Raw genomic sequence first — 12173 nt, forward strand, 5'->3', positions numbered from 1 at the left:
GCAGGAACAGATGCCTGCCACGTCTGACTAAATTACCCTACAGACATTCAATGATTATCGCAAGGCGAGGGGAATCTTGCGTATTTTCGAGTGCTTGGCGGAGGCTTTATCCAGCAGCGCCGTGCGAAGCGTCCTCGGGGAGAGGCTGTATCCGTCTAGTTCCAGCTGCGCGCGCCGACGGCCTGGCATGGCGCACCATTTGGCTGGGTCTTGCGGGCGGCCGTCCTTGCGAATCGCGAAATAGAGGACCGGATCCGCGCGGCCACCGCTGTTGCCCGTGAGTGCAATCGGCTCGCCCGTCGAAACCCATTCGCCGACCTCTCGCAGTAGCGCCTCATTATGACCGTAGAGCGTCATGTAGCCGTCACCGTGGTCGAGCACCAAGAGGAGCCCGAAGCCACGAAGCCAATCTGCGTAGAGCACGCGTCCGTCGCTCACGGCCCGGACCTCCTCGCCCGCCTCGGCGGCGAGCAAGACCCCGTCCCAGTCCAGATCCGAATCCTCTTTGCGGGTGCCGAAATTGGCCAGGACTCGACCCTCGAGAATCGGCCAAGCCAGCCTGCCTTTCCGCACGGGGAAGGGATCGTGATCAATGTCCAGCTCGGCGCTGATCTGGGCCTTCTGGCGCAAATGCTTGACCAGCAGCTTCAGCGACTCCGCGTCCTGATTGAGGACGTCCAGCGTCTCGGTGCGACTTTGGATGCTCGCCTCGAGCTGCTGTAGGACCTTAGCCCGGCGCTCCTTGGCAGAGAGGAGGCGTCGGTGCGTTGCTTCCTGGCTGCGGGCGAGTTCCGCGAGCCGAGACGCCTCGGCCTCGGCGTCGAGTGCCAGGGCGTCCAGCCGCTCGGCCGATTGCTGAACGGCAAGAATGCGCCGAAGACGCTCGCGGTTGAAGTAGGCGAAGTAAGACATGACGCGGCTCGCCTGGGTTGGGTCTTCTTGATTCAAGAGCAGGCGTAGGCGATCAGCACGGCCCATGACGTAGGCCGTACGAAGCAGATCGGAAAGCTGATCGACCTCGCCGGCCAGCGCGCGGCGCTCCTCTGCCTGGCGTGCGCGCAGCTCCACGGCAATGCGCTGGTGCTCCTCGACCAAACGCTCGAGTTCGCGGTTGGCCAAAGCAAGCTCAGCGACATTGCGCTCGCGCGCCTCGAGTTCGGCGATCAGTGCCTTGCGATCCTCTCGACGACCAACGAGTTCACGGGTGAGTGAGTCGACCCGGTGCTCGATCTTGCCGAGATCCTGCTCGCTCTCTTGGAGCTTGGCATCAATGTCCCCCTCCGCCATCGCGAGGCTGGGGGCAAGGATGATGGCCAGAAGTGGACCGCCGAGGACAAAGGTCCGCAGCAGCACCCGGCCGCGGCAGGACGCACAGGCCTCCCCGAGCCAGCTCTGGATCGAGCAGGAGAAAAACGCAGAAGAAAGACTGAGCCTCGATACCATCCAAAATCCTGCGACGCCCCATGGCCGTGAGCATCAGCGCTAGTCGCTCGGGCACTTAGGCATACGCAAGCGCTTCGCACCCGACGAGAAAAGAGTTTATTATTGTATGGTGATAAATTGATTAGATGCGGTTCTCAATGGTAAGCGACCTCAGGCATCCTTCCCACCCGGTTTTGAATCTACCCGAGAAAGACGGGGGAGAGGTGGATCTCTTTGCGGATGACGCTGACATCGAGCGAGCGTCGCGGTCTCTGAAGGCCATGTCGCATCCGCTGCGCTTGAAGATCCTCTGTACGCTTGGGGATCAGGAGATCAGCGTACAAGAAATCGTGGACCACGTGGGGACGTCGCAGAGCAACATCTCTCAGCACCTTGCCATCCTGCGCGACAAGGGGATCCTCGCCTCGCGCAAGGACGCAAATCGAGTCTATTACCGCGTTAGCGATGGAAGAACCCTGCAGTTGATCGGCATGATGCGAGAGGTCTTCTGCCATCAGAGTCGCTGAACGTCCCGCGATTCACCTCCTCATCAGGGTGACGCCGAAGCCCTTGATCCTTATACTTCTCCGCCTTTGAGAACCTCGGATCGCCTGAGAGCCAGAATCGGCTCCCGCAATCCCCGCACCGATGCGCCGCCTCCGCAGCACCTCTGCCCGAATCCTGCGCGGCGCCACAACCCTGAGTGAGACAGCACACCGATGCCTTTAGACCAGCTCGTCGAGTTCGTTGGAAACCACTGGCTTTTGTTCCTGGCCCTCGTCGTCATTCTCGGGCTGCTGACGTATAACCTCATCGTCGGTAGCAAGGGAAGCGTCGGCCCGCTGCAGGCAACCGAGCTGGTCAATCACCGCGACGCCGTCGTCATCGACGTTCGTCCGGCCGCAGATTTCGCGAAAGGGCACATCATCAACGCCCTTAACATCCCGATGAACGGCTTCAAGAACCAGATGGCAACCTTGAGCAAGTACAAGGATCGGCCGATTATCGTCAACTGCCGTTCGGGATCACAGTCTTCGATGGCCTGCGGCCAACTGCGCAAGGCCGGGTTCGAAGAAGTCTTCAACCTGCAAGGCGGCATCATGGCCTGGGAGGCCGCAAGCCTGCCGTTGACGCGGAAGAAGCGATAAGGCGATTGGCAGAACATCCGCTACCAGTGCCTATTGCCGAATCAAGGTGCCGAATCGAGGCAAGTCAGCAGCTATGCGCTGTGACAGAAATCGCCTCATCTCCGGAACAACCGGACCCCTCGCACTCTAGCCACCTTACTCACTCTAGCCATCTCAGGAGCCGGCATGGCCGAAGAACAGAACAGTAACCAACGTCAATTTTCCGTACAACGGGTCTACACCAAGGACGTCTCTTTCGAGTCACCCAACGCGCCCGACGTCTTCCGCGGCGAGTGGAAGCCGACGCATGAGCTGAACCTCAACACCAAGATCAACAAGCTTGACGACAACGTCTACGAGGTTGTGCTCAATGTCACGGTCTCCGCGAAGATCGAGGACAAGACCGCTTTCATCGTTGAGGTCCAACAGGCTGGGATCTTCACGACGGCCGGTTTCTCCGAGCAGGAGCTCGGCCCGCTTCTCGGTGCCTACTGCCCGAATCTACTCTTTCCCTACGCTCGGGAGGTCGTTTCCGACCTGGTGATCAAGGGAAGCTTCCCGCAGCTGGTGTTGCAGCACGTGAACTTCGACGCGCTCTTCGCTCAGCATCAACAGGCCGCCGCTCAGGGCCAAGCCGGCGTTGACAAGCCGAGTCAACATTGAGTACCGAGGCCTCAGCCAGAGTCGCACTGCTCGGACCCGGCTCCTGGGGGACCGCGCTCGGCCTCCAGCTGTGCCGCAACGGGCATAGCGTGCGGCTCTGGGGACACGAGGCCGCGCAGATCGAGGCCATTACGCAGGAGCGGCAGAACACGCAGTTCCTGCCCGGATTCCCATTTCCGGCCACCATGACGGCCACGGCTTCGCTCGATGAGGCCCTGGCTGACGCAACCGATTGTCTGGTCGTTGTGCCCAGTCACGCCTTCAGACAAGTGTGCTCTCAGCTCGCATCTCGGCTTCCGCCCGGGCTTGGCGTCGCCTGGGCGACCAAGGGGCTGGAATCGGACACGGGGCAACTGCTTCACACGGTCGCGCAAGAGGTGCTCGACGCTCGGCCCCTGGCCGTGGTCTCCGGGCCGAGCTTCGCCGGCGAGGTCGCAAGGGGATTGCCGACGGCCGTCTCCGTTGCCGCCAACGATGACGGCTTCGCCAAGCGGACCGCGCAATTGCTGCATGGTGGGCGCTTCCGCGCCTACACGAGCGAGGATATGGTCGGAGTCGAGATCTGTGGTGCTGCCAAGAATGTGTTGGCGATCGCCACGGGCATCGCCGATGGTCTTGGCTTCGGCGCCAATACCCGGGCCGCGCTCATTACGCGCGGCCTCGCGGAGCTGATTCGCATCGGCACCGCCCTGGGAGGCCGGCCGGAGACCTTCACCGGTCTGGCTGGTATGGGTGATCTGGTGCTGACCTGCACAGACGACCAATCCCGCAATCGACGCATGGGCCTTGCCCTGGCGGGCGGCCAATCCGTCGATGAGGCTAGGGCGGTCATCGGACAGGAGGTCGAGGGGGTTATCACGGCCATGGCCATTCACCGGCTTTCGGAGCGGCTTGGCATCGAGATGCCCATTGCCAGCCAGGTCTATCGGGTTCTCTACGAGCAGGTGTCACCCCAAGAGGCCACCCGCGCCCTCTTGGAGCGGGAGCCCAAACCCGAGTTCGGGTGATTCGTCGCTTGGCTCAGCTCCGCTGAGCACCCGCGAAGGCCTGTTGTCGCCAGGCCTCATAGATCAGGATGGCGACCGAGTTGGACAGGTTGAGACTCCGATTCCCCGGGCGCATGGGCAGGAAGAGGCGTTGCCCTGCTGGCAACGACTGAAGCACGGCGTCCGGCAGGCCCCGGGTCTCTGGACCGAACAGGAAGGCGTCTCCAGATTGGTAGCTCAGGTCGGTGTAGCAACGCGCACCTCGGGTGCTGACGGCGAAGACGCGTCGCTGACCCAAGCCATCCAAGCAAGCGGCGAGCGATGCATGCACCTGAACGTCCGCCCACTCGCGGTAGTCGAGACCGGCACGGCGCAGCAGGCGGTCATCGAGCGAAAACCCGAGCGGCTCGATCAAGTGCAGTCGAGCGCCGCTGTTGGCGGCAAGCCGCATCACGTTGCCTGTGTTGGGCGGGATCTCGGGCTCGTAGAGAATCAGCTCGAACATTCTAGTGATCTTTGGCTTGACGCTCCTGGACAGATCTGTTGACCGCTTTTCCCAGTCGCATGCTATATTAAGAGATCAGTATCTACTGAAAACCTATTGCATCATCAGCCCACTTTATGATGGGGGACACCTTCATGAGCGATATCGCCGCGCTGAAAAAAGAAAAGCAGGAACTGATCGACAAAATGCTCGAGATGCAGAAAGAGTTCATCGACTACGAGCATCAGAATGGCATTTCAGGCAAGGATTATTGGGCATCGTCCGAAGGGATGCTCGCGAATTATCGGCAGGATTATATGGACATGGCGAATCGCGTCGTCGACATCGCCCATGAGATCGTCGGATCCTCCCGTCTCTGAGGGCTGACCACGCGGCCTCGGCAAGAGCGCCGCGGATTGAGTGATGAGCCCGCGCCTCGGCGCGGGCTTTGTCGTCTCTGGGCCGGGCACCTCGGTCGCGCTCGCCTATGCATCGGGGCGGATGTGCTCAATGTACTTGGGGACGTCCTGCATCTCTAGCCGGATCGCTGTGCCACTGACGATCAGCGGCTCGGCAACTCCCTGCAGCTGTAAACGGCAGCCAACCCGTCCACGACTTTCCAGAGGCACCGGGACCATATCGCGGTAGGTGTAGATATTGTCCTCGATATCACCGCCAGCACAGCGCTGCGGACCACCCGGGGCTACGCCCTCGAGTTCGGCCTCTTCGATCACCAAGGCTCCAGCCTGCCACCAACGCGTTTTCTCGAGCGAGCCGGTCATTGTCTTGATCAGATAGGCGCGCGAGAAGGTCAGCTCGAAGCGCCCCTGCTCAAGCTTGATGTCCGAGATTTCGGAACCTCTAAGGTCAACGCTGATATGGTCCACCTAAATCTCCTCTGTGACGGCCGCTTAGGGTCTGAGAGTCTAAGGTAAATCCAGTGAGACTGGGAGACGCCTGCAACCCTCATTTGCCCTATGACGCCGACCGGTCTTCCGGCTCGCCATCCGAGTCCAGACGCAGCTCCTTTATTTTACGCGTCAGGGTGTTGCGTCCCCAGCCCAGGAGGCGCGCAGCCTCTTGGCGTCGCCCTCCGGTGTGCTCGAGGGCCGTCTGAATGAGGATTTGCTCGAACGCGGGAAGGGCTGTGTCGAGGAGCGCCTGGTTTCCCTGCTTGAGGGCGTTCCTGGCCCAGCGCCGCAGCACGCTCTCCCAGGGCTCATCGCGGGTTTGCTCCGCGGCCGGCGCGCTCAGCTCAGGCGGCAGGTCCTCGGCATGAATCTGTTTCGTGGAGGCCATGACCGTGACCCAGCGCGCCGTATTCTCCAACTGGCGCACGTTGCCGGGCCAATCCAAGCGCTGGAGCTGATCGATCGCATCCTGAAGGAGCACCTTGGGTTCGCAGCTCAGCTCTTGGGCGGCCTGGGCGAGAAAGTGGCGCATGAGCGCAGGGATGTCCTCGCGCCGGTCACGCAAGGCCGGTAGCTGGATGCGAATGACATTGAGGCGATGGAAGAGGTCTTCACGGAACCGCCCTTGGCGGACAAGCTCATCGAGCTTCTGATGGGTTGCTGCGATGATGCGCACGTCGACCTTGATGGGTGCTAGGCCACCGACACGATAGAACTCTCCGTCCGCGAGCACGCGCAGGAGGCGCGTTTGCAGTTCGGCCGGCATGTCGCCGATCTCGTCCAGGAAGAGCGTTCCGCCATTGGCTTGCTCGAAGCGGCCCTCGCGACGTGTCTGGGCACCCGTGAAAGAGCCGCGCTCGTGGCCGAACAGCTCCGACTCCAAGAGATCCCTCGGGATGGCCGCCATGTTGAGCGCGATGAAGGGCCCGTTGCTCCTCGGGCTATGGCGGTGCAAGGCGTGGGCTACCAGCTCTTTGCCGGTGCCCGACTCGCCATTGATCAACACCGTGATGTTGGACCGGGCGAGGCGACCAATGGCACGGAAGACGTCCTGCATCGCGGGCGCTTCGCCGATGATGTCCGTGCCCTGGGCAACGGTGATGTCCTCCGCACGCTCGTCCCGGCCGCGACGACAGGCCCGCGTCACCTGAGAGACGGCCTCGTCGAGATCGAAGGGTTTCGGCAGATACTCAAAGGCACCGCCGTGGAAGGCCGAGACGGCGCTGTCGAGATCCGAGTGCGCGGTCATGATGATGACCGGCAATCCGGGATAGCGATCCGAGACCTGACGCAGCAGCTCGAGTCCATCAATACCCGGCATGCGCACATCAGTAAGGATGACGTCTGGCTGTTCGCGCTGGAGCGCCTCCATCACACCGACACCGTTCGAAAAGCAGGTGACGTTCATCTCGGCCTTGCGCAAGGCACGATCAAGCACCCAGCGGATCGAGCGGTCATCGTCGATGACCCAGATATTGGGCTCCCTATGCATCTTCTCGCTCCAACGGCAGGTAGACAAAGAAGGTCGTTTCGCCTGGGCGACTCTCGCATTCAATCAAACCGGCGTGCTGATTGATCAGCTCTTGAGCGATTGGCAGGCCGAGTCCCGTGCCGCCTTGGTGTCCCGACACCATGGGGAAGAAGATCTGATGGCGAAGCTCGTCTGGAATACCAGGTCCGTCGTCACGGATCTGGGCCAGAAGCACCAGGCGATGACGGCGATTGCCGATGGTGAATTGGCGCAAGACGCGCGTGCGCAGCTCGACGTGCCCCTGGACACCTGCAGCGGCGGCCGCGTTGCGAGCAATGTTGAGAAAGGCCTGGATGAGCCGCTCCTGATCCGCGATAAAGTCCGGGATACTGGGGTCGTAGTCGCGGATGACCGCCGGACCGCGCGGCGATTCGGCCAGGATCAGGCCACCGACATACTCGAGGACGTCGTGGATATTGACGCGTCCACGGCGAGGCATGAGGTTCGGCCCGATCATGCGATTCATCAAGGACTGCAGACGATCCGCCTCACCAATGATGATGCGGGTGTACTCGCGCAAGGCGGGGTCGGGCAGTTCCTGTTCGAGCAGCTGCGCCGCACCGCGCAAGCCGCCGAGCGGGTTCTTGATCTCGTGCGCCAAGCCGCGAATGAGTGCCTGAGTCGCCTGGTGCTGAGAGAGAAGCTGCTCTTCGCGCGTAATACGTAGCTGGCGATCGACCTGGTAGAGTTCGACGAGGATCTCCGGCTCTGCCTCGAAATGGTGCAAGGGCAGCACGGTGCAGTTCACTGTTTTGGTGCGGGCGTCCGGGAGCCGGACATTGATTTCGCGCTCGGTGAAGGGGTGGCGCGTCCTCATGGCTTCTGTAAGACGCTCTTCGGCGTGGTAGTCCGGACAGGGAAGCACAGCGGAGACGTGCTGACCGACGAGGTGTCGCGAGCTGACCTCGAACAAGACCTCGACCGCTGGATTGATGTACTTGAGATAGAGGTCCTTATCGAACAACATGACGGCGGTATTCAGATGATCCAGGATCATCCGCTCAAGAGCCGGCGTGGCCGCTAGAGTCGTCATCGAGCTGATTCCAAGTGGCTGACTGCGTTTTCTGGGTGATAAAGGCAGGACGGAAGTGCGCCGAATCACCGGGGGGATCAACAGCAATCCCGAGGAAGGCACATCATGCAGTTCCCGCCTAGGCTTGATCTAGCCAGGCAGATAAAGCAATTAAAGTACCAGAAAAATTCTGACCACAGTTCGTCTGCGGACACAGGACTCTGGCGGGGAGGGATGGGAAGCGAAAAGTCAGCGAAGCTGACCCGGCTCCTCCGGCTTTTGAACATGGAAACGGCGTGGAGCGGACTGGGCGACCGTACTGCCACCCTCGCCCTGGACCCGGATTTGCAGACGATGACTACCCAGAGCAGCACCCGTTAAGCGGAACTGGGTCGCGCCGTTCGCGACGGGCAGAGGAGCTTGGTCCAGCAGGATCGACATCTGATGCCCTTCCATGAGCGGCGGATCGACCATAAGGCTGACGGGCAAGCCATCATCTTGTTGCGTCAGGGTCTCGTTAGCCGCAGGAGCGACGATGTCGAGTGTCGAGTAGGGCCCGAGAAACTGGGCGTCTGGCGACTCGGGCTCAGCAGTGGCCGGGGGGGCTTTTTCGGTATTGGTCCCCTGATCCAGAACGGTCTCAACCTTGGCCGAGTCTTGACTTCTGCGGTCGGAAAAATGCACCCGTCCGGAATCGTCCACCCAGCGATAGATCTCGGCGGAGACGGCAAAAGGCGCCAAAACGGCGGCAATGATCAAGTATCGGCTGACCATAGAGAGAGGATAATCGACGCCAATCGGCAGAACAACCGGATTCCGCTGCCGTTCAGCGGACAATAGGATGCGGGTGGGAGGATCTTGAGCGGGGGAAAGGGCTGATCTTTGAATGCAGGCGCATCCCTGCGCCTGCGGCCGGAGGAAAATTCTCCGCGTCCGCGCTGTCCTTACAAACTGTAGTACATGTCGAACTCGACGGGATGCGTGGTCATCCGCAGGCGAGTGATCTCTTCCATCTTGAGGCCGATATAGGCGTCGATGAGGTCGTCGGTGAAGACGCCGCCAGCGGTCAGGAAGTCACGGTCTTTATCCAGGGCCTCGAGCGCCATCTCAAAGGAAGGGCACACCGTGGGAATGGACTTGGCCTCCTCGGGCGGCAGGTCATAGAGGTCCTTGTCCATGGCATCGCCAGGATGGATCTTGTTTTGAATGCCGTCGAGGCCAGCCATCATCATCGCGGCGAAGGAGAGGTAGGGGTTGCCCATCGAATCCGGGAAACGGACCTCGATTCGACGACCCTTGGGGCTCGCGCAGTGCGGGATGCGGATGGAAGCCGAGCGGTTACGCGCCGAGTACGCCAGCATGACCGGAGCCTCGAAGCCCGGAACGAGACGCTTGTAGGAATTGGTGGAGGCGTTGGTCAGCGCGTTGAGTGCGCGAGCATGCTTGATAATGCCGCCGATGTAGTAGAGCGCGATGTCGGACAGGCCACCATACTTATCGCCAGCGAAGAGGTTCTGACCGTCCTTGCTCAGGGACTGGTGGACGTGCATGCCATTACCGTTGTCGCCGACCAGGGGCTTGGGCATGAAGGTGACGGTCTTGCCATAGGCATGCGCCACGTTCTGGATGACGTACTTGAGAATCTGATTCTGGTCGGCGCGGGCAACCAGGGTATCGAACTTGGTGCCAATCTCACACTGACCCGCAGTGGCGACCTCGTGGTGGTGCACTTCGACCGGGACGCCCATCTCCTCGAGCGTTAGACACATGGCGGCACGGAGATCGTTCAGGGAATCGACGGGCGGGACGGGGAAGTAGCCGCCCTTGACGCCTGGACGGTGACCCATGTTGCCGTCCGGGAAGACGCGCTCGGAGTTCCATCCGGCCTCTTCGGAATCGACCTTATAGAAGGCGCCACCCATGGTCGCACCCCAGCGAACGTCGTCAAGCACGAAGAATTCGGGCTCGGGACCGAAGAAGGCGGTGTCGGCGATGCCGGTCGACTTCATGTAGGCTTCGGCACGCTTAGCCAGTGAGCGCGGATCACGCTCGTAGCCCGTCATGGTCTCGGGCTCGAGGATGTCGCAGCGGATGATCAAGGTGTTCTCGTCGGTGAAGGGGTCCATGACAGCCGTTTCAGCCTCAGGCATCAGGACCATATCGGACGCCTCGATCCCCTTCCAACCAGCGATGGAAGAGCCGTCGAACATCTTCCCATCCTTGAACATTTCGTCGTCGACCATGGTCGCAGGGATGGAGACGTGCTGCTCCTTACCACGAGTGTCCGTAAAGCGAAGATCAACGAACTTCACTTCATTGTCTTTGATCATCTTAATGACATCAGTCATTTAATAGTCTCCGATGCTGTTTCTACAAAGCTGGACCGGCTGAGCCTAAAGCAAGGCCTCGACCAACAAGATCGCCAGAGGCGCGCGCCCTCGGCGCCGGAGCGTACCAGGTCGTGGATCGCGCTGCACGACTCGTCAAGACAACCTCACGAATCCTGCAAGGCATAAATAATGCCCCGGCGAAAGACCGGGGCATCTGGAATCCGATAGCGCATTCACTGCCTCTCAGCGCGCATGCAACGAATACGCCAGCCGGCCATTGGTTGATTCTGCTGCTCAAGGGGAGTCGGGCGCTCTGATTCAGGAAAGAAAAAAATCTTCTCAGACAGAAGTTTATAGAAAGGCCGAGACGAGGACGGATCGGCGCTTCGGTGTTTCCAGAAGTGTCCGAGGGGACAATCGGCGGACGCCCAGGCGAGCGCGACCCCAGAGGTCGCACCAACTAAAGGCATCGCGACGAATAACGCACCATAATAGCGCAGCATTATCCAAAGTAGACCCGAACTGCCCGAAAGGCGGGATCATCATTCAGCGCTTCTTGCAAGGCATCACGCAGCCTGGTCGGATCCGCGCCTTCTCGTAGGCAGGCAGTGATCGGGAAATAGACATCGACATCAATCTGGCAAGCAAGGTAGTGCAGGATGATGCGCTGACGCTCATTGGCCGCGGGGATTTCGGACCAGTGGGAAGCCAGCCTTGCAAGGGTCTCGGCGCGCAGCGGAAGCGAAGGGCATAGGGGCGCGACCTCGTCGTCTTCCGGGTCGATATGAACGGTCACGTCCGTCATCTCGTCGATCTCGCGTTTTAGACGCTGCTCGACCAAGACGCTGATCATGTGGCCCTCGGAAACGCTCACATCCGAATCGACGAGGACGTGAACGTCCGCCGAGGCTTGCCCGCCAGACCGCCGAGTTCTGAGCATGTGGATATCGCGAACGCCACCCACCGAGCGGATGGTGTCCGTGACCTCGGCGAGACGATCCGAGCCGAGGCCGGTGTCGACCAGCTCATTCGTCGCCTCCCAGCCAAGCTCCCAGGCGATCTTAGCGATCATGAGGGCGACGATGAAGGCGGCGACGGCATCGAGGTAGGGCAATCCGGCCATGGTGCCCGCGATACCGACTAGGACGACGATCGAAGAGATGGCATCCGTGCGATGGTGCCAAGCATTGGCGCGCAGCAGATCGGAGCGAACCCGCTTCGCGTGCCCCAGGGTCCACCAATAGAGCCATTCCTTCGCGCCGATAGAGACGAGAGTCGCGGCCAAGGCCAGGGCGTCCGGCCTGAGCAACTCGGTCGGGTTGAAGAGTCTGTTGGCGGCGTCCCAGCCGATCCCAACAGCAACCGCGAAGAGCAGAAAACCCAGTGCCAAGGTCGCGACGGTCTCATATCGCGCATGGCCGTAAGGATGGCTCTGGTCGGGGCCCTGAGTGGCATGACGGCCGGCGAAAAGGACCAGGACATCGGAGAGGAGATCGGAGAGTGAGTGCAGGCCGTCCGCGACCAATGCCTGCGAGTGGCCGAGGACGCCGGCAAAGATCTTGACGATCGACAACAAGAGGTTCACCACAGCTCCGACGATCGCGGTGCGGGTCACGGCTTGGCGGCGCTCGGTCGATAGGGATGGATCGGAGGTCACGACAAAGACTCCAGGGATGTAGGGACCAGACAGCCGCTCAGTATACGCGA

13 protein-coding genes are annotated in these 12173 nt (G+C 61.0%); 5 read left to right on the plus strand and 8 right to left on the minus strand.

What is annotated here, in order from left to right; all coding sequences use genetic code 11:
• Nucleotides 1–54 precede the first annotated feature (54 nt).
• Nucleotides 55–1443 (minus strand): murein hydrolase activator EnvC family protein, encoded by a 1389-nt coding sequence (locus G3480_RS00180; RefSeq protein WP_164651637.1) that lies wholly within the window; start codon nucleotides 1441–1443, stop codon nucleotides 55–57.
• A gap of 137 nt (nucleotides 1444–1580) precedes the next feature.
• Between G3480_RS00180 and G3480_RS00185 the strand changes: the two genes are divergently transcribed.
• From G3480_RS00185 to G3480_RS00200, 4 genes are all read left to right on the plus strand, one after another.
• The gene (locus tag G3480_RS00185; RefSeq protein ID WP_164651638.1) at nucleotides 1581–1949 is read left to right on the plus strand and encodes an ArsR/SmtB family transcription factor; all 369 of its coding nucleotides are present in this window, start codon (nucleotides 1581–1583) and stop codon (nucleotides 1947–1949) included.
• Between the two features lie 192 nt (nucleotides 1950–2141).
• Nucleotides 2142–2570: a rhodanese-like domain-containing protein gene (locus G3480_RS00190; RefSeq protein ID WP_164651639.1), complete on the plus strand. Its 429-nt coding sequence runs from the start codon at nucleotides 2142–2144 to the stop codon at nucleotides 2568–2570.
• Nucleotides 2571–2735: 165 nt separating this feature from the next.
• The gene (gene secB / locus G3480_RS00195) at nucleotides 2736–3212 is read left to right on the plus strand and encodes a protein-export chaperone SecB (RefSeq protein ID WP_164651640.1); all 477 of its coding nucleotides are present in this window, start codon (nucleotides 2736–2738) and stop codon (nucleotides 3210–3212) included.
• Nucleotides 3209–4219, plus strand: coding sequence for an NAD(P)H-dependent glycerol-3-phosphate dehydrogenase (locus tag G3480_RS00200; RefSeq protein WP_164651641.1), 1011 nt, complete (start codon nucleotides 3209–3211; stop codon nucleotides 4217–4219). The genes secB and G3480_RS00200 overlap by 4 nt, the downstream gene beginning before the upstream one ends.
• Nucleotides 4220–4232: 13 nt before the next feature.
• Here the strand turns inward: G3480_RS00200 and G3480_RS00205 are convergent, their stop codons facing one another.
• Nucleotides 4233–4703 carry a tRNA (cytidine(34)-2'-O)-methyltransferase gene (locus G3480_RS00205; protein ID WP_164651642.1) on the minus strand — a complete coding sequence of 157 codons (471 nt, stop codon included), beginning with the start codon at nucleotides 4701–4703 and terminating at the stop codon, nucleotides 4233–4235.
• A 134-nt stretch (nucleotides 4704–4837) separates the two neighbouring features.
• On the opposite strand from G3480_RS00205, the gene G3480_RS00210 reads away from it, so the two are divergent.
• Entirely contained in the window at nucleotides 4838–5062 is a 225-nt protein-coding gene (locus G3480_RS00210; RefSeq protein ID WP_164651643.1) for a hypothetical protein, read from the plus strand.
• A gap of 105 nt (nucleotides 5063–5167) precedes the next feature.
• Here the strand turns inward: G3480_RS00210 and G3480_RS00215 are convergent, their stop codons facing one another.
• The 6 genes from G3480_RS00215 to G3480_RS00240 form a co-directional block, all read right to left on the minus strand.
• Complete coding sequence (locus tag G3480_RS00215; RefSeq protein ID WP_164651644.1) at nucleotides 5168–5569, minus strand: hypothetical protein; 402 nt, start codon at nucleotides 5567–5569, stop codon at nucleotides 5168–5170.
• Between the two features lie 88 nt (nucleotides 5570–5657).
• On the minus strand, nucleotides 5658–7085 hold the full coding sequence (gene ntrC / locus G3480_RS00220) for a nitrogen regulation protein NR(I) (protein WP_164651645.1): 1428 nt from the start codon (nucleotides 7083–7085) through the stop codon (nucleotides 5658–5660).
• Entirely contained in the window at nucleotides 7078–8157 is a 1080-nt protein-coding gene (gene glnL / locus G3480_RS00225) for a nitrogen regulation protein NR(II) (RefSeq protein WP_164651646.1), read from the minus strand. Before glnL ends, ntrC begins: the two co-directional genes overlap by 8 nt.
• A gap of 228 nt (nucleotides 8158–8385) precedes the next feature.
• Nucleotides 8386–8910 (minus strand): DUF4124 domain-containing protein, encoded by a 525-nt coding sequence (locus G3480_RS00230; RefSeq protein ID WP_164651647.1) that lies wholly within the window; start codon nucleotides 8908–8910, stop codon nucleotides 8386–8388.
• Nucleotides 8911–9080: 170 nt separating this feature from the next.
• Nucleotides 9081–10484, minus strand: coding sequence for a glutamate--ammonia ligase (glnA, locus tag G3480_RS00235; RefSeq protein WP_164651648.1), 1404 nt, complete (start codon nucleotides 10482–10484; stop codon nucleotides 9081–9083).
• Nucleotides 10485–10968: 484 nt separating this feature from the next.
• Nucleotides 10969–12123 carry a cation diffusion facilitator family transporter gene (locus tag G3480_RS00240; RefSeq protein WP_338114018.1) on the minus strand — a complete coding sequence of 385 codons (1155 nt, stop codon included), beginning with the start codon at nucleotides 12121–12123 and terminating at the stop codon, nucleotides 10969–10971.
• Between the last annotated feature and the right edge of the window lie 50 nt (nucleotides 12124–12173).

Source organism: Thiorhodococcus mannitoliphagus, from assembly GCF_010915725.1.
In the GTDB taxonomy this organism is placed as follows: Bacteria; Pseudomonadota; Gammaproteobacteria; order Chromatiales; family Chromatiaceae; genus Thiorhodococcus; species Thiorhodococcus mannitoliphagus.